Annotated in this window: 17 protein-coding genes, 1 tRNA gene and 1 rRNA gene; 17 read left to right on the forward strand and 2 right to left on the reverse strand. The window is 38.2% G+C overall.

The window, feature by feature from the left end; genetic code table 11:
* A 5S ribosomal RNA gene (rrf, locus tag E7B10_RS00005) occupies positions 1–98 on the forward strand; the annotation flags it as partial.
* 682 nt (positions 99–780) lie between these two features.
* On the opposite strand, the gene E7B10_RS00010 is transcribed toward rrf, so the two are convergent.
* Positions 781–990: a molybdopterin-binding protein gene (locus E7B10_RS00010; RefSeq protein ID WP_004693239.1), complete on the reverse strand. Its 210-nt coding sequence runs from the start codon at positions 988–990 to the stop codon at positions 781–783.
* An 88-nt stretch (positions 991–1078) separates the two neighbouring features.
* Positions 1079–1152: transfer RNA gene (locus tag E7B10_RS00015), tRNA-Gly, on the reverse strand.
* Positions 1153–1290: 138 nt separating this feature from the next.
* Here E7B10_RS00015 and E7B10_RS00020 point away from each other — a divergent pair.
* The 16 genes from E7B10_RS00020 (at position 1291) to E7B10_RS00095 (ending at position 18673) form a co-directional block, all read left to right on the forward strand.
* On the forward strand, positions 1291–2622 hold the full coding sequence (locus E7B10_RS00020; protein WP_008600513.1) for a PepSY domain-containing protein: 1332 nt from the start codon (positions 1291–1293) through the stop codon (positions 2620–2622).
* A gap of 97 nt (positions 2623–2719) precedes the next feature.
* Entirely contained in the window at positions 2720–3877 is a 1158-nt protein-coding gene (gene nhaA, locus E7B10_RS00025; RefSeq protein ID WP_004693243.1) for a Na+/H+ antiporter NhaA, read from the forward strand.
* A 35-nt stretch (positions 3878–3912) separates the two neighbouring features.
* Entirely contained in the window at positions 3913–5085 is a 1173-nt protein-coding gene (gene nhaA, locus E7B10_RS00030) for a Na+/H+ antiporter NhaA (protein ID WP_024060197.1), read from the forward strand.
* A 262-nt stretch (positions 5086–5347) separates the two neighbouring features.
* Positions 5348–5956, forward strand: coding sequence for a peptidoglycan-binding protein (locus E7B10_RS00035; protein WP_024060198.1), 609 nt, complete (start codon positions 5348–5350; stop codon positions 5954–5956).
* Between the two features lie 226 nt (positions 5957–6182).
* The gene (gene purR / locus E7B10_RS00040; RefSeq protein WP_004697116.1) at positions 6183–7001 is read left to right on the forward strand and encodes a pur operon repressor; all 819 of its coding nucleotides are present in this window, start codon (positions 6183–6185) and stop codon (positions 6999–7001) included.
* 131 nt (positions 7002–7132) lie between these two features.
* The gene (gene glmU / locus E7B10_RS00045; RefSeq protein ID WP_077708284.1) at positions 7133–8506 is read left to right on the forward strand and encodes a bifunctional UDP-N-acetylglucosamine diphosphorylase/glucosamine-1-phosphate N-acetyltransferase GlmU; all 1374 of its coding nucleotides are present in this window, start codon (positions 7133–7135) and stop codon (positions 8504–8506) included.
* Between the two features lie 127 nt (positions 8507–8633).
* Positions 8634–9587, forward strand: coding sequence for a ribose-phosphate pyrophosphokinase (locus E7B10_RS00050; RefSeq protein ID WP_004693255.1), 954 nt, complete (start codon positions 8634–8636; stop codon positions 9585–9587).
* Positions 9588–9597: 10 nt separating this feature from the next.
* The gene (gene pth, locus E7B10_RS00055) at positions 9598–10176 is read left to right on the forward strand and encodes an aminoacyl-tRNA hydrolase (RefSeq protein ID WP_004693256.1); all 579 of its coding nucleotides are present in this window, start codon (positions 9598–9600) and stop codon (positions 10174–10176) included.
* Between the two features lie 57 nt (positions 10177–10233).
* Complete coding sequence (locus E7B10_RS00060; RefSeq protein WP_004697178.1) at positions 10234–11715, forward strand: aminotransferase class I/II-fold pyridoxal phosphate-dependent enzyme; 1482 nt, start codon at positions 10234–10236, stop codon at positions 11713–11715.
* 2 nt (positions 11716–11717) lie between these two features.
* Entirely contained in the window at positions 11718–12404 is a 687-nt protein-coding gene (locus E7B10_RS00065; protein WP_287510760.1) for a thymidylate kinase, read from the forward strand.
* 75 nt (positions 12405–12479) lie between these two features.
* On the forward strand, positions 12480–13520 hold the full coding sequence (locus tag E7B10_RS00070; RefSeq protein WP_287510759.1) for a hypothetical protein: 1041 nt from the start codon (positions 12480–12482) through the stop codon (positions 13518–13520).
* Positions 13521–14366 carry a stage 0 sporulation family protein gene (locus tag E7B10_RS00075; RefSeq protein ID WP_278470014.1) on the forward strand — a complete coding sequence of 282 codons (846 nt, stop codon included), beginning with the start codon at positions 13521–13523 and terminating at the stop codon, positions 14364–14366. It begins immediately after the preceding gene.
* Positions 14359–15084 carry a tRNA1(Val) (adenine(37)-N6)-methyltransferase gene (locus E7B10_RS00080; protein WP_058948402.1) on the forward strand — a complete coding sequence of 242 codons (726 nt, stop codon included), beginning with the start codon at positions 14359–14361 and terminating at the stop codon, positions 15082–15084. Before E7B10_RS00075 ends, E7B10_RS00080 begins: the two co-directional genes overlap by 8 nt.
* Positions 15074–15922, forward strand: coding sequence for a 16S rRNA (cytidine(1402)-2'-O)-methyltransferase (rsmI, locus tag E7B10_RS00085; RefSeq protein ID WP_205112270.1), 849 nt, complete (start codon positions 15074–15076; stop codon positions 15920–15922). The genes E7B10_RS00080 and rsmI overlap by 11 nt, the downstream gene beginning before the upstream one ends.
* 34 nt (positions 15923–15956) lie before the next feature.
* Positions 15957–17903, forward strand: coding sequence for a methionine--tRNA ligase (gene metG, locus E7B10_RS00090; RefSeq protein WP_278472433.1), 1947 nt, complete (start codon positions 15957–15959; stop codon positions 17901–17903).
* Positions 17903–18673 (forward strand): TatD family hydrolase, encoded by a 771-nt coding sequence (locus E7B10_RS00095; RefSeq protein WP_004693274.1) that lies wholly within the window; start codon positions 17903–17905, stop codon positions 18671–18673. The genes metG and E7B10_RS00095 overlap by 1 nt, the downstream gene beginning before the upstream one ends.
* The last annotated feature ends 130 nt before the right edge of the window (positions 18674–18803 follow it).

Genomic DNA, 18803 nt, shown 5'->3' on the forward strand with positions numbered 1-18803 from the left:
AGGATCCACCTGTTCCCATCTCGAACACAGTAGTTAAGCTCATAAACGCCGAAAGTACTTGGCTGGAGACGGCCTGGGAGGATAGGAAGCCGCTGATTGACTAAAAGAAAAAGGTCTACCTAAAGGTAGGCCTTTTTCTTTTTGCTAGTCTTCGACTAGCTAACCCTACTAGAGCAGCCTCCAGCCAAGGTTGTAGAGGTTGTATCTATGTACGTGTCCGTGTAAGACGGCCCTGGGAAAAGCAGGGCAGTAGAAGATGGAGGAGTGAAACGACGACAGATTCACTGCATCGCTTTCTTCCGAACGTAAGATTTACCGAGCTGCGAAGCAAAGAAGGAAAATCCACAGTGAGGAAGCAAGTAGGGCAACCGAAGAGGTCTTAGAGCTAAGCGACGCAGCCGAACCATATGAGTGCTTCCGAACGTAAGATTTACCGAGCTGCGAAGCAGAGAAGGGAAATCCACAGTGAGGATTGATAGGAAGCCGCGGCTAATGGTAGTATCTAACTAATCCATACGGTAACGAGGCACAACGTGCCAATGTTACCGAACCGTAAAGCAGTTGAGCTACTTTAAATATATGTAAATAAACTTTATCTAATCGATACCGCGGTGCGCAGCACCAATGGTATCGAACCGTAAACTAGTTGAGCAACTCCATATTTATGTAAATAACAAGCCCCATGATCACAAAATCATAGAGCCTATATATTAATAACAACTTATTAGGAATTTAATATATATACAAAAAAAGAGCTGCCTAAGCAGCTCTAATTCTTTATTATTCTACACCAACCATTACGCTAGTGGATTTGATAACAGCGACAACTTCTTTGCCAACTGCTAAGCCTAATTCTTTAACGGATTGAATAGTAATGTCAGCAGTAACAATATTATTATTACCTACGTTGATTTTTACGATTGCATTTACAGCGCCTTCTTGGATCTCAACGATAGTACCTTTTAATTGATTTCTTGCACTTAATTTCATGGATATCTCCTTAAAAAACAATACAAAAAGTATATATATTATAATATTTTGCATATAATTTGTGATATACATTACATCACAAATTATATGGAGCGGGCGAAGGGAATCGAACCCTCCTCTCAAGCTTGGGAAGCTCGCATTCTACCGATGAACTACGCCCGCACGATGTAAATATTGTATCATATATTTACATATACATTCAAGTAATCATAGATATATCTATGATTATACCTATAGTAGTAAATGTATTGAATTACTTTCAATCTAGATGTATAAAATAATAGAAAAGGAGGAATTCGTATGTCAAAAGTATATAAAGTTCATAAATGGTTATCTATCATTTCCTTAATTTTCTTCTTAATGTTTTGTATTACAGGATTAGTACTCATGTTTCGAACTGAGTTAAATGCATGGGCTCAAGGTGGAACAATACATCATTCATCAGCTATAATGTCGATGAATGAACATGAAGAATCTATATTTAAGTATGCTGATCAGGGGGCACTACTTGTTAAACAGAAATATCCATCAAAAGATATTTTGAATATATCCCCTGCTATGGGGGCTACACATATTTTACGGTATCGTATTATTGAATCTACGGCTACGGTAGCACCTCCAGCTCGCATGGGAATGGGTGGGGATTATGTTTTATATAATCCTATATCTAAAGAACTGATTACTTCACATAATGAGCCTCCTGTACATCCTTGGATTCGTAGTATGTTACATACTCTTCATCAATTACATACACGATTAGATTTAGGTAAAATTGGCATATATATTGTAACATTCTTATCATTTTTATGTAGTCTCACTATTATTTCAGGGATTTTTTTATATGGTCCATTTCGTAAAAGTTATTCTAAAGCCTCTGTTTTATCTAAGAAAATGAAAATAGGTGTATTACATCGTGAATTCTCAATAGTTGCAACGGTCTGGGGATTTATATTATGTATAACAGGTGTATGGATTGGGGGCTTTTTTATTGCAAATGATAACTATAATGCCGATGTACTTCATAATGCTAAACAGGAACTTTCGATTGGACAATCTGAAATATTGCAACCATCAGAAGCAATTTCTCGTATAATGAAAGTATATCCAGATCGACAAGTTATTTCTATGGATTATCCATCTAAGTTTAACAATTACCATTATGCATTTTATTTAGGTGCAGAAAATGATGATGATCCAGCTATGTTTCTTGGACAGCCTGTATATGCTAACTTGTATGTCGATTCTAGTAATGATAGATTTTCTACTAAAGCAGTTCCATGGTATTTTACAGGTATGACGACTATGATTAACCTACATATTCATAATCATAATACGATGGCTCTGAAGATATTGTGGGCTATATGGGATATTGTTCTCATTATTGGTATCGTGACTGGACTTATGATGACTATTATTAGAAAGTATAAAAAATCAGATGTAATTCTATCTAAAGTATCGGTAGAGGAAAAGCATATTTGGCGTACACCATTATTTTGTAGTATATCTGTTCTTATAGGATTGCTTCTACCACTTTGGCAAAATCCTGTTATGAATACGATTGCTGCTATTTGTTTAACTGTATCACTTATTGTATTTTTTATCTCTTTACTTAAAGAAAGTAAACAATATTGATTATTTTCGAACTGAAATGATATAATAATAAATATAGTTGTTTTTATATACATAAAAATACGTATTATTATTTATGACTCAGAAAGTGGTAGTTATTATGAATTTTATAAAAGCATTTTTCCAGTCAGAGTCTGCTGGTGGGATATCCTTGCTGTCCGCTGCTATTTTAGGCGTTCTTGTGGCGAACTCACCGATTGCAGCACAGTATTTTGCAGTCATGCAAATACACCTTGGTCCAATGACTATACTGGAGTGGGTAAATGATGCCTTAATGGCTCTTTTTTTCCTTTATGTTGGTATAGAGATCAAGAAGGAAATGATTTCTGGGGAGCTTGATACGAAGGCGAAACGTGTGCTTCCCGTATTAGCCGCATTTGCAGGTGTTATTACGCCAGCTATTGTGTATTATTTTGCGGCTGGATATATGCCAGAATATAGACATGGTTGGGGGATTCCTACCGCTACAGATATCGCTTTTGCTATAGGCGTTATTACAATGCTTGGTAATAAGGTATCTACAGCGATGAAAGCCTTTCTAGCTGCATTAGCTATTATTGACGACTTGATTGCCATAGTCGTTATTGCTCTCTTTTATGGGGCAGGCGTTAATTTTATGGATTTAATAGCTGCTGCGGCTGTAACTGGTTTACTGATTTATACTAATAAGCAAGGCTATTTAAGACCACTTCCGTATTGTGTTCTAGGATTAGTTCTTTGGTATTTAGTTTTAAAATCTGGTGTGCATGCTACCATTGCTGGTGTTGTACTGGCTATGACAATTCCTTTTAAAGGTAAAGTTATAGATAAGGTAGTATATCCTATGGAAGAATGGGCCCATGCTTTACGCAATTGGGTAAACTTCTTAATTATACCATTATTTAGTTTTTTAAATGCTGGTGTATCCTTTGCTGATTTTTCCATAGATAATTTATTCCATCCTGTAATCATAGGTGTTTCATTCGGTTTAATCTTAGGAAAACAATTAGGTATATTCTCTGCCGTCTACATTTTGGTTCAATCTAAGGCAATTAAGATGCCTACAAAAACGACGTGGCCTGAAATTTATGGGACAGCTATTTTGTGTGGTATTGGCTTTACTATGAGCCTTTTTGTTGCTACACTGGCTTTCCCACCAGGTATAACACAAGAAATGGCTAAGGTAGGTATCTTTATAGGATCAATCACGGCAGGCTTGCTAGGTGCGATTGTCCTAATTTTAGCTTATCAAATACGCAAGATGCGTGGTAAAATTTAATAAAATAATCTTTTGTAAGTATAGAAAGGATTCAAATGGAACGCATTTTTGTTTTCTTACGTTCTCCAGGTGCAGCTACATCTGTACTCCTAGGAGCAACAGTACTCGCTTTAATTTTAGCGAACTCTCCATCATCTGAACAATACTTTCAAATCGTTAATCACCATATAGGTAATCTAACAATTTTAGAATGGGTTAATGATGCATTGATGGCAATCTTCTTCCTTTTTGTAGGTCTCGAAGTTAAGCGTGAATTAGTATCAGGTGAGCTTAATACTAATGCTAAGCGTGTGATGCCAGGCATTGCCGCATTATTTGGTGTTCTAACGCCCGCTTTTATCTACTACTTAATTGCAGGTTTTCATTCTGAATATATACATGGTTGGGCAATACCAACTGCTACGGATATTGCATTTTCCATCGGTATTATATCTGCATTAGGCTCTAGAGTACCGAATTCAATGAAAGTATTTCTAACAGCTCTTGCCGTTATAGATGATTTGATTGCTATCATCGTAATTGCAATCTTCTATGCGTCAAGTATTCACATGATGTATTTAGGTGCAGCTGTCGTAGTTGTAGCTGCTTTAATCTATTGTAATAAGCAAGGATATGTACGACCTTTACCATATATCATTCTAGGGTTTATCCTTTGGTATTGTGTATTAAAATCTGGTTTACATGCAACTATGGCTGGTGTAATCTTAGCTATGACAATTCCTTCAAAAGGCAAACGAGGCCGTAAGTATGTTCGCCCAATGCAACATTGGGAACATTTATTGTCCAATTGGGTTAGTTTTTTAATTGTACCAATATTTGCATTCTTTAATGCTGGTGTAGATTTACGTAATGTATCTGTTAATGACTTAACGCATCCTGTAGTGCTTGGTGTTGCATTAGGCCTTATTATAGGGAAACAAATAGGTATTTTTGGTGCAGTATTTGCGATGGTGAAATGTGGCCTTGTACCAATGCCGACAGAAGCTAATTGGAAGCATGTATATGGTACTGCGATTGTATGTGGTATAGGCTTTACAATGAGTATCTTCGTATCTATCTTGGCATTTGAACCCGGTCACGCTCAAGAAATGGCAAAAGGTGGCGTTATACTTGGCTCATTAATCTCTGCATTATTCGGCTACATCTTCTTAAGACTTGTTGGTGCAAACCGAAAAGAATGTCATATTGGTGTATACCATAACTGCTAAAATTGAATAAAACTATTAAATCTCCATTATAGACTGAAGAGTATTTCCGACTTTAGAAGTAATCTAAGCGAATATTCTTGCAGGATATAATGGAGATTTTCATTGGTATCTTATAATTTTATGATATATATGTAATACACCCTTAAAACTATACTATAACTATAATTTAATATATATGAATTATTGATATTAATAGAACTTTTATGGTTTATAGATTATTTAAAACTGTATAGTATACTACTTAATGTAAGGTGAGGTGTATATGATAAAAAAAATAATTATTGCATGTACGCTTGTTTGTATGATTGTAATGGTATCCTCTGTATCATTAGCAAAAACTATTGATCGGGGGCAACGAGGGCATCACGTTAGTAAGGTGCAAACCATGTTAAAGCATCAAGGTTTTTTACATGATTCTATAGATGGCATTTACGGTCATAATACAGAACAAGCTGTTCGAAAATTTCAAAAATCTAAAGGGCTCGCTGTAGATGGTCGTGTTGGTCCTGCTACGATGAATGCTTTAGAAAAGATGGAGACTCGTTATGGTGGACATGGCACAGAACGCGATCATAATGGAGTGCCTAATAAATACTCTAAAGTTTTAACGATGGAGGCTAGTGGCTATTCATCTCAAGATCCTGGCAACGGAAAATATACAGCTACAGGCAGTCGTCTACGGAAGGGACTTGTATCTGTAGACCCTAAATTAATTCCTTTGGGAACGCGATTATATATTGAAGGTTATGGCTATGCTGTAGCTGACGATGTAGGTGGTGCTATTAAAGGGCATCGCATTGATTTAGCCTTTGATTCTCGTGCAGAAGCATTGCAGTTTGGACGTCAATCTGTAAAGGTTTATATTTTATAATGATAACTCTCTAGTTTTATATGATTATATGATAGATGTATAGACTACAATCATATTCTTGTATAACATGCTAGAGAGTTTTTCTTTTACCGAATTATAATGTATTCAAAACCTCGAATATTCGGAAAATATGGTATAATAAATAATAGATATATGATGATGACTCATGATGTTAAATTAATAAGCATACTTAATAGTTATATGATGAATGGTAAAGGATAATCCTATGGATAAAGTACGGCGCGTAGAACGAATGGTGGCAATGACAAAACTGTTAGTTGATTCACCGCAAAAATTGATTCCTTTAAATTACTTTTGCGACTTTTTTGGCATGGCTAAATCAACGGTTAGTGAAGATTTAACATGTGTAAGGCAGTCTATGGAACACTTTCAACTGGGGACCTTAGAAACGGTGGCCGGTGTAGCTGGTGGGGTACGATTTATTCCGCATCGCAAGGGAATACAAGCGAACGATATTCTACGCGATGTGCAAGCTCGTTTAATGGAGCCAGATCGCATCATTCCAGGTGGTTTTATTTATATGTCTGATATCTTATATGATTGGCATGTAATGACACGTCTGGGTGAGATTATTATGACTCGTTTTGTGGACCGTGAACCAGACTATATTTTGACTGTAGAAACAAAGGGGATTCCTTTGGCTGTAATGGTAGCGAGAGCTTTCAATAAACCACTTGTTATTGCTAGACGTGATAGTAAGGTAACAGAAGGTTCTGCTATTAGTATCAATTATGTAACAGGTTCCTCTGGGCGCATTCAAACTATGACTCTAACTAAACGGGCAATTCCTCCAAATGCGAAAGTGTTAATTATCGATGACTTTATGAAAGCTGGCGGTACCGCTAAGGGGCTTAAAGAATTAGTTCTTGAAATGAGTGGCGTCGTTGTTGGCACAGGTGTTCTTGTAGCTACAGCTGAACCAAGTCCGAAGTTGATCGATGATTATGAATCACTATTTACTTTTTATGGTATCGATGAAAATACAAAGAAAATTAGTATAGAGCCTGTGTTAGATGCAGAGTAAATCATTAATATTAGGAAGATTATAGGCTGATATAATGGTTTATATTGAGTATTGACCTATGGGCTAAATAATGACGTAAATAATATTTAAAATGGTTTAGAGATATAAGAGATAACAGATAGGAGATTACTATGAATATTGCAAGCCTTATTTTAGCTGCTGGTAAGGGCACGCGTATGAAGTCTAAATTGCCAAAAGTGTTACACAAGGTCGGCGGTAAGGCGATGGTAGAACGCGTTCTTGAAACGGTTCAATCCATTGGTACCAATCGCGATGTTGTTATCGTTGGTTTTGGTGGCGATGCAGTACAAAATTACTTGGGAGAGCGTGCTGAATTTGTTCGTCAAGAAGAACAAAATGGTACAGGTCATGCAGTTAAGATGGCTCAACCAGTACTTGGTGATTATGATGGTACAATCTTATTGTTATGCGGTGATACTCCCCTGGTTACAAAAGAAAGTTTAGAAGCACTTTTAGAAGAACATAAAAATTCCGGTGCAGCAGCTACAATCTTAACTGCTCATATGCCGAATCCAACTGGTTATGGACGTATCATTCGTAATGAAGCGGGTTCTGTAGTTCGTATCGTAGAACAGAAAGATGGTAAACCTGAAGAATTAGCGGTTCAAGAAGTAAATACAGGTATGTACGCTTTTGATAGTAAAAAATTATGGCCTTGCTTAGATCAATTATCTGATGATAATGCCCAAGGTGAATTGTATATTACTGATGTAGTTGGTATTCTCGTAAATGGTGGCGACAAGGTAAGTGCATACATGACTAAGGATTTTGAAGAATCTTTAGGTGTAAACTCACGTTTGCAATTAGCAGAGGCTGAAGCTATATTAAAACATCGTAAAAATGTTGAGTTAATGACTGCTGGCGTAACAATTATTGATCCTGAAAATACCTATGTGGCTCCTGAGGTAACAGTAGGTGCAGATACAATTTTGCATCCTGGTACAATTCTTGAAGGTGATACCGTGATTGGTGAGCGTTGTGAAATTGGACCACACACTCGTTTGACGAATGTAAAAGTCGGCAATGATACGATTATCCACTTTACTTATGGTCATGACTGTGAAGTAAAAGACGGTGTAGATGTAGGTCCATATGTCCATTTGCGTCCAAATACAGTTTTAGGTAACAAGGTTCATGTAGGTAACTTTGTAGAAGTTAAAAACTCTAATGTTGGGGAAGGTACTAAGTTCCCACATCTCTCCTATATCGGTGATAGTGATGTTGGGGCCGGTGTTAATATTGGCTGTGGCACTATTACCGTGAATTATGATGGGAAAGTTAAGCATCGTACGACTATTGGTGATGGTGCATTTGTTGGTTGTAATAGTAACTTAGTTGCCCCTGTAACAGTAGGTAATTATAGCTATGTAGGTGCGGGCTCTACTATTACTAAAAATGTACCAGATAAGGCCTTGGCTGTAGGGCGCAGTAAGCAAATTGTGAAAGAAAATTGGGTAACAGAGGATACTTTCAAAAAGAAATAAAAAAAATCTCATATTTTTTAACACAATTAGGTCAAAATAGTATACAATAAAAAGGCAATAGTGTGTATCTGTAATGTATAGATTATGGATAAGTAACCAGTATAGGAGCAAATGAAAGGGTAACAAAATGGCATTTGAAGACGGCAAAAAACTCAAGATTTTCACAGGTAATGCAAATCCTGCATTGGCAAAGGAAATTTGTGATTATTTAGGGTTGCCTTTAGGTGAAGCATTTGTAGGTCGTTTTAACAATGGCGAAGTACAAATAATGATTGATGAAAGCGTACGTGGCAAAGATGTATTTATCATTCAACCAACTAGCTATCCTGTAAATGATAATTTAATGGAACTCATGGTTATGGCTGACGCGTTAAAACGCGCTTCTGCACGTCATATCACTGCAGTAGTACCTTACTATGGCTATGCTCGCCAAGACCGTAAGACTCGTGGTCGTGAGCCGATTACAGCTAAATTAGTAGCTAATTTGATGCAAACGGCAGGTATTACACGTCTTGTAACAATTGATTTGCATGCAGGCCAAATTCAAGGTTTCTTTGATGTGCCTGTAGATCATTTGTTTGGCGCATCTATTTTGGCTAAATACATTAATGAAAAAAATATGGAAGATGTTATCGTTGTATCTCCTGACCTTGGCGGTGTTACAAGAGCTCGTGATTTGGCTGACCGCATTGGTGCACCGATTGCAATCATTGAGAAAAAACGCCCTGAACCAGGTGTGGCTAAAGTTATGAATCTCATCGGTGATGTGGCAGGTAAAAACTGTATTATTATCGATGATATCGTAGATACGGCTGGATCCTTGGTTGAAGGTGCTAAAGCATTGGAAGAATTCGGTGCTAAATCCGTTACCGCCGCTGTTACACATGCAGTGTTGACAGATCCGGCAAGTGAACGAATTGCAAATTCCAATATTAAGGAACTTATCGTTACTAATACTATTCCATTGCCGGAAAATTGCAACTTACCAAATATTACGCAATTATCCGTAGCTCCATTGTTGGGTGAAGCAATTATGCGTATCTTCCATGAAGTGTCTGTAAGTAATTTATTTGATAAATAATAGGTGATTCTTGAAATTAGTAGTAGGCCTCGGTAACCCCGGCAAGCAATACGAAAAGACAAAACATAATATTGGATTTATGGTTATTGATGCCATAGCCGATAGTGTCCCTCACACGCCTTGGAGAGAGGAGCAACGTGCTGAGGTATGCAGTATTACCGTAGATGGTGAGAAAGTATTACTTGTAAAGCCGCAAACATTTATGAATCTAAGTGGTGAGTCTGTAGGACCGTTAATGCGGTACTATAAAATTGATCCATCTGATGTGTATTGTATCTATGATGACATGGATTTACCTATAGGTAAGTTGCGTATTCGACCAAATGGTAGTTCAGGTGGACATAATGGGATTAAATCTTTAATTTCCCATATAGGAACAGAAAATTTTCCTCGTTTCCGCGTAGGAATTGGACGTCCATTGCCACAATGGACTGTCATTGATCACGTTTTAGCACCATTTAGTGAAGAGTCGCAAGAGAAGGTACAAAAAGGTATTAAGGATACGGTAAAAGCCGTATTAGGCACCTTAGAGGTAGGTATTGATAAAGGCATGAATCAATTCAATCCTAAACGTCGTCCACGGCGATAAATACATGCATAAGGGCATGAGTCTCATTGAGATTCATGCCCTTTTTACGAGGTACATATGAGTAATCAAGAAAAAATGCCTTTTGTAGAGGCTTTAGAATCATATAAAGAACAACATTTTGTGCCCTTTCATACGCCAGGTCATAAGATAGGTGTTGAAGCACCTCAACTGTTAAAGAATTGGATGGGGCCAGCGTTATCCTATGACTTAGGTGTTATGTATGCTTTAGATGATTTACATGAACCTGAACGGGAATTAAAAGAAGCGCAAGACTTAACAGCCGAATTATATGGAGCTGATTGTTGTTGGTTTTCTATTAATGGTACTACAGCTTTGATCGAAGCCATGATCATGGGCACTGTAGGGCCTGATGAAACCATTATCATTCCTCGAGAAGCACATCGTTCTGTTATTAGTGGACTTGTTCTCTCAGGAGCCAAACCAGTATATATGGGCTGTGATTTTGATGAACGCTGGGGGATTCCACTAGGAGTATCATTAGAAAATGCTATCAAATCAATGGATGCACATCCAGAGGCAAAGGCGATTCTTTTAGTGTATCCAAACTATTATGGCGTGGGCATAGATATTGTTAATATCATACAAGAGGCTCATAAGCGGGAACTTATTGTACTTGTTGATGAAGCTCATGGGCCTCATTTGCCGTTTTCTGAAAGTTTACCTATAGAAGCTACAGAGGCTGGAGCAGATTTGGTGGCTCAAAGTACACATAAATCTGTTGGCTCTTTGACACAAACATCTTGGCTATTAGGGCAAGGTAAAAAAATTGATAAGCGGCGTATTACGCAAATGCATCAAATGTTACAAAGTACGAGTCCAAACTATATTTTCCTTGCTTCCTTAGATATGGCGCGCCATCAATTAGCCACAGCAGGTAATGATTTAGTAAGTCGTGCAGTAGAGTTGAGTATGTACTTACGTGAGGAACTCAATAAAATTTCTGGTATTGCTGCTATGGAATACACGGATATTCAAGAGCGAGTAATAAATTATGATTGTACTAAGGTGCTGATTGATGCTAAAGAATTAGGGCTCACAGGTGTAGAATTTGAACGGATGTTACGAGAACATCATATTGAGGTGGAGTTAGTACAAGCTCATCATGTGCTAGTGCTCATTACCATAGGTGATACAAAAGAGTCTGTAACTGCTCTTATTAAGGCTGTACAAGCTGTAAGTGAAAAGGTGTTACGTGCATTTAAAGAATTTAATAAAACAGAGGAAGAGCAATTGCAAGACATTAGTAAAGATTCTGCGCTGCTGCCAGCGCCTATTGTGCGCATAACCCCTCGTAATGCTATGTATGCAAATCGTGAGCAAGTACCTTTAAAAGAAGCACTTCATCGCATTGCAGGGGAGACAATTGCTTATTATCCACCGGGTATTCCCTGTGTAGCAGTAGGTGAAGAGATTAGTGCCTCTGTGTTACAATATATAGAGAATCGCAAGGCTTTAGGTTTTGTACCGAATGGTGCTGATGATATGACATTGGAAACGATTTGGGTATTACAGGAGTAATTATGGGGACTTTGATTATATTAGAAGGTGGAGATGGCAGCGGTAAGGCTACACAAACTAAACTCTTAGTAGAACGCTTAACCAAAGAAGGGCATGCCGTTAAGTCTGTGAGCTTTCCAAACTATGATAGTGGCGCCGCTATGCCTATTAAAATGTATTTAGCTGGTGAATTTGGTAAAGATGTACATGATGTAAGTCCTTATGTGGCAAGCTCTATGTATGCCATCGATCGATTTGCTTCCTTTAGAACTGATTGGGAGCAATTTTATAAAAATGGGGGTATCATCATTGCAGATCGTTATACAACGTCTAACATGGTGCACCAAATGGTAAAATACGATGATCCGAAGGAACGCACTGAATTTTTAGATTGGCTTGAAGATTTTGAGTTCCAAAAATTTGGCTTGCCTAAACCTGATGCGGTGTGCCTTTTGGATATGCCCCTTGAAGTGAGCGAAGCCCTTATGGCGGAGCGCACTGGTAAAACTGGGGGCAATACTGGTGATATTCACGAAGGGAATCATGCATATTTAGCAGCCGTCCACGATGCGTATGAAGAATTAGTAAAGCGTTATCAATGGCACCGCATACCTTGTGTGGATAAAGCTAAATCTAGTCAGTATACATTACGTACTATTGAAGAAATTCATAATGATGTATATAGTGTAGTAGAAAATCTACTACCTTAGAAAAAGGCGACTCTTTTAAAAGTCGCCTTTTTCCTATATAATATTAATATTGAGCATGTATTGATAGGAGGCGCTATGACATATTTTGATTCTATAATTGGTCAAGATTCGATTAAGGCACACCTATCTGAACTTGTAAGTCGTAATGCTTTACCTCATAGTCTCTTGTTTTATGGCGAATCTGGTCTTGGCAAGCTAGATATGGCCATAGGCCTAGCGTCTTTATTACTAGGACGTCAAGTATTCTCTCAACCTAAGGGGGAATCTTATTTAGCAGAGGTTAAGGAAGCCCGTTTAGCAAATGGGGATACGGAAAAACGTATCGAAGCCGAAGGATTATCTATCTATATGGATAAGGGTGATGCCTTTTGGATTCGCCCTATGAAAACAACCTTAAAGGTAGAGCAGTGGTATTCATTATTACAAGATCATCTGTCTGTGGCGGGCAATGGGAACCGCGTTGTCATTGTGGAGGACTTTCACACAGCCAATGCAGTTATGGCAAATGCTATGCTAAAAACCATTGAGGAGCCACCTGAACAGGTGTACTTCATCATTATTACGAACAAGATTAACACCGTATTGCCTACCATCATTTCTAGATGTATGGGAGTTGGTTTTAACAGTGTTGATGTAGATACGATTCGCACCGCTCTTATAGCGCGTGGAATTACCGGTGATATAGAACAGGCTTTATTAGCTGGTCATGGTAATCCACAATTGGTGGAAAAACTGACGACACAAGGTCGCATTGAAATGCTAGAGTTAGCCGTTAAGGTGATGGATATATTAGCTTTTGAAACGCGATGGTTTACTATGATTTCCTTAGCTTGTGAAAGCTTATCTCGTGAAAGCCTAACGGAATTGATGCGCTGGCTACGCCTTGTAAGTAGAGATATGATGGCTCTTAAAATGGGGGCTCAAGACACGCAATTACAAGTACCTATGTACAAAACTCAATTATTACGATTATTACCGCGCTGGTCCATGCAAGCATTGTCAGAGGTTGTTACTGAAACATTGCAAGCAGAACGGGCTTTGCGCTTACATATAAAAACCGCTCTCGTGGTGGACGGTCTTAGTATCGCCCTTCATGATGCTCGGGAGGAGGATTAAATGCTAACCATAGTTGGCGTACGCTTTAAAAAGGCGGGAAAGATTTATTATTTTCAGCCTGAACAATTAGAACTATCCGTTGGGGATGGAGTTATCGTTGAAACAGCACGTGGTGTAGAATACGGCACAGTTGTGATTGGACCTAAAGAGGTCTATGAAGATTCTGTTGTTGCCCCTGTGAAGCCTGTTATTAGACAGGTGACGTCTAAGGATTTGAAACAAATCGAGAAGAATAAAGAGCGCGAAGAAAAAGCCTTTGAAATTTGTCTCGAAAAAATTGAAAAACGCAAGTTACCGATGAAACTTATCAATGTGGAATACACATTTGATATGAATAAGATTATATTCTTCTTTACTGCAGATGGCCGTATTGACTTCCGTGAGCTCGTTAAAGATTTGGCAACTATATTTAGAACGCGCATCGAGTTACGCCAAGTAGGTGTCCGTGATGAGGCTAAAGTACTAAATGGTATCGGTGCTTGTGGTCGACCTTTGTGTTGTTCAAATTTCTTAGGTGACTTTACGCCTGTATCGATTCGCATGGCAAAGGATCAAAATTTGAGCTTAAATCCTACGAAGATTTCTGGTGTATGTGGTCGATTGATGTGTTGTCTTAACTATGAAGATGATTTATATAAAAAAGGTGGCGACCTATATGTGAAGAAGGAACGCCCTCAATCTCCTCAAGATATAGCACCTCCTGGCATTGGTAAGGAGGTTGTTACCGATGAAGGTATTGGTAAAGTTTTAAAGGTAAATCATCATAAGCATACTGTAAAGGTACAGCTCGAAGCGGGCCGTACTATCGATTTGAAATGGTCCGAGGTGGCATTGCCTGATGAATGATCAAGAACGACTTGATGATTTAATTATCGATGGCTTACAGATTTATCAGCGTTCTGATATGTTTCGCTTTTCCTTTGACGCCATAGCACTCATTCATTTTTGTCGTTTTAATGGTCGTCATACCTATGTTGATCTTGGAACGGGGTCAGGGGTTATGCCGCTTATAGGTACGTCATTAGGGGCAGGTCATATTACAGGTATAGAAATTAATGAAACTCTCGTTGAGTTGGCTAAGCGTAGCGTAGAACATAATCGTAAACAAGATGTGGTAAATATATTATGTGGCGATTATCGACATATGACATATCGCGATATACAAGATAAGCCTTTTGATGGTGTTATTGTTAATCCCCCTTTTTATGATTGTGAAAGCGGTGCAAAGCCTACATCTGAAGAGCGTAATTTAGCACTTCATGATGGACATACAACTTTATGTGATGTTCTGAAAGCGGTACAGTCCTTTATTAAATATAAAGGTCGTTTGTGGATGATTTATAGTGCTAGTCGCTTGCAATATGTATTACATGAACTAGAAAGGTTTAACTTTCAAGCAAAACGAATTCGGTTTGTTCATGGTATGCTAGATAAACCAGCAAAATTAGTTTTGATAGAGTCTATTTTTCAAGGTCAGGCAGGTCTTGTACTTGAGCCACCACTCATCGTTTACAAAAAAACGAATGTGTACACGAAGGAGGTGTCCTCTTGGTATGAACGATAATGAATGGGGCACCTTATACTTGGTGCCTACACCGATTGGTAATTTAGAAGATATGACGTATCGATCTGTTCGTATTTTGGGTGAGGTAGATGCTATTGCGGCTGAGGATACGCGTCATACGGGCATATTGTTAAAACATTTTGATATTAAAAAGCCTTTGATTTCTTATCATGAACATAATAAGGAGGAAAAAGGTGCTTATATTTTGGAGCTTTTGTTAGAAGGTCAGTCGATTGCTTGCGTTAGTGATGCGGGTATGCCTGCTATTTCTGATCCAGGGGCAGACCTTGTAACAAAGGCCATTGAAGAAGGCATAACTGTAGTTCCATTACCAGGAGCCAATGCGGCGTTAACAGCACTTATTGCATCAGGTTTAGATACTAAATCCTTTACCTTTGCAGGGTTCTTGCCTAAACGGGGAAAACATCGTATTGAAGAATTAAAAAGACTTTCACAAGTGACGGGAACCTTGCTGTTTTACGAAGCCCCGCATCGACTACAAGAGGTTTTACAAGATATGTATGAAGTCTTTGGTAATCGCTCTATAACGGTGGCAAGGGAATTGACGAAGAAGTTTGAAACCTTTGTACGCACCGATCTAGAAAGCCTTGTAAAGGATTTAGAACAGCTCACCTATAAAGGTGAATTCGTCCTTATCGTAGGCGGTGCTGATACAGTGGAGTCTGATACTAGTGAAGTGTTGGATGAACCAGTATCTTATGAAGATGCTGTGCAAGCCCTTGTAGATACAGGGGTACCTAAAAAAGAAGCTATTCGCCAGGTGGCAAAGCGTTTTAACGTTTCCCGCCGGGATGTATATAATATTGTAGAACGTTAAACCTTCCCATTCGAAGGTTAGAAGGAGGCTCATCATGGGAGACACAAAGAAAACGTATTATATTACGACACCTATTTATTATCCAAGTGCTAAGTTGCACATTGGTCATACGTATTGTACATCTGTAGCAGATACGATTGCTCGTTTTAAGCGATTGGCTGGTTATGATGTACGTTTTTTGACTGGTTCAGATGAACATGGCCAAAAAATCCAACGTGCTGCAGAAGCACAAGGCATTACTCCTCTAGAATATACTACAAATATTGTAAATGGTTTTAAAGCATTGTGGGAAAAAATGCATATTTCCAATGACGATTTTATTCGGACTACCGATGAACGTCATGAAAAGGTTGTTCAAGCGTTATTTACAAAAGCTTATGAGAAGGGCGATATTTACAAAGCCGAATATGAAGGCTGGTATTGTACACCAGACGAAACTTTTTGGACAGAGCAGAAGCTAGGACCTAATCATACTTGTCCGGATTGCGGTCGCCCTGTAGAGCGTGTTAAAGAGGAAAGTTATTTCTTCAAACTCGGTAAATATACGGATCAATGGCTTAAGTTTATTGAAGAGAATCCTGACTTTATTCAGCCTGAATCTCGTCGCAATGAGATGATTCAATTTGTAAAGCAAGGTCTAGAAGACTTGGCGGTGTCTCGTACATCCTTTGATTGGGGAATCAAGGTTCCATTTGATCCTAAACATGTAGTATATGTTTGGTTCGATGCATTAGTGAACTATATTAGTGCCCTTTCTCCATTTGATGGTGATGGTGAACTATATAAAAAATACTGGCCTGCAGATCTTCATTTAGTAGGTAAGGAAATCGTACGTTTCCATACAATTATTTGGCCTATGATGCTCATGAGCCTTGAGTTGCCATTACCAAAAAAGGTATTTGGACACGGTTGGATGATTGTAGATGGTACAAAGATGAGTAAATCCTTGGGGAACGTAATCGATCCAATCCCATTGATTGATACATATGGTGCAGATTCTTTGCGTTATTACTTATTAAGCGAGATTACGCTAGGTAATGACGGCAACTTTACGTTACCTAACTTCGTTACAAAAATTAATGCAGATTTATCTAATGATTTAGGTAATTTATTAAACCGTACTATTGCGATGATTGAAAAATACCATGGTGGTGTGATTACAAAATGCGATGATATGGACGATTTGGACCGTGATGTATCTACATTAGCTGTTCAAACTGCAAAAGATTTTGAAGCGGCGATGGAAAATATGGAGCTTAATAAAGCTATCAAAACTGTATGGGCTTTTATTGGTCGCATGAATAAATACATTGATGAAACAATGCCTTGGGTATTGGCTAAATCTGAAGATGCGCATGATAAAGCGCGCTTGCAATCTGCTATGTATCACTTGGCAGAGGCATTGCGTATCATTGCCATCTTGGTAAGCCCTGTAATTCCTGTAGGAGCTCCAAAAATCTGGGAACAATTAGGGCTTACAGGTTTTGAAGCGGCTACGTTGGAAGATGCTAAAACTTGGGGATTATTGGCAACAGGTACTAAGGTTGTAAAAGGTGAGCCTATCTATCCACGTTTTGAAGTTCCTGAAATGGTAGATGTAGTTGTTACAGAAAAAGTTGAAGAAGCTGTAGATACATCTAATATTCCACCATTAAAAGAAAATATTACCTATGATGACTTTGAGAAACTCGATCTTCGTGTAGCTAAAGTTATAAGCTGTGAAAAGGTGCCTAAGTCCAAAAAGTTGTTGAAATTTGTATTGGATATCGGTATTGAAGAACGCACCGTATTAAGTGGTATTTCCCAATATTATGAACCGGAGACTATGGTTGGTAAAAAGGTAATCTATTTGTCTAACTTGGCTCCTAAAAAGATGATGGGCATTGAGTCTTATGGTATGATTTTGTCCGCCTCTGATTGGGAAGAACATTTAGAGGTAACAAATATCGAATCATTACCGGCAGGAAGTGTGGTTAAATAATGAAACTTTTTGATACACATGCTCATGTGAATGATGGGCGCTTTGATAATGATCGTAATGAGATGTTACAAGCCTGCTTTGATACAGGTGTAGAATATATTATGATTCCTGGTGTTGATAGAGGTACCGTTGAGTCTGGTTTAGCTTTGGCTAAACAGTACGATCAATTATATGCTGCTGTAGGGACTCATCCCCATGAATCAAAGGACTTCACAGAAGAAGACTACGAGTTTTATAAGGAACAAGCTCTTAACAATGATAAGGTACGTGCTATTGGTGAAATTGGACTAGATTATTACTATGATTTTTCTGACCGTGAAACACAAAAACGCGTATTTATTCGTCAGTTAGAGCTTGCTCGTGAAGTAGATCTCCCGATTATTATCCATGACCGCGATGCACATGGTGATATTATGAATATCTTGCGCAATGAAGGGAAGGATAACTGGGGCATTTTCCATTGCTATTCTGGTAGCTGGGAGATGGCAAAAGAAGCCATTAAAATGGGCTTTTATATTTCCTTTGCAGGTCCTGTAGTATTTCCTAAGTCTACAAATCTTAAGGAAGTGGCAAGACAAGTGCCATTAGAACGAATCCTCATTGAAACCGATTCACCGTATTTGACACCACCACCATTTAGAGGCCGTCGTAATGATCCAAGTAAAACTCAGTTTGTGGCAGAAGAAATTGCAAGCCTTAAAGGGCTCGATGTAGATGAGTTTTGTGAAATTGCTTTTAATAATGGTAAACGAGTATTTGGTATCGAGTAAATGTAGAAACTAGTTCATAAGATAATTAGCGAATAAAATATCTGTTTGGCTTTAATTACTAAGTTTTTGCGTACAAAGTATTAGAATACATGATAAAACTAAATTAGAATTATAAATTATAAAACGCGGT

Origin of the sequence: Veillonella sp. (assembly GCF_032470285.1) — a bacterium.
Lineage (GTDB): Bacteria > Bacillota > Negativicutes > Veillonellales > Veillonellaceae > Veillonella.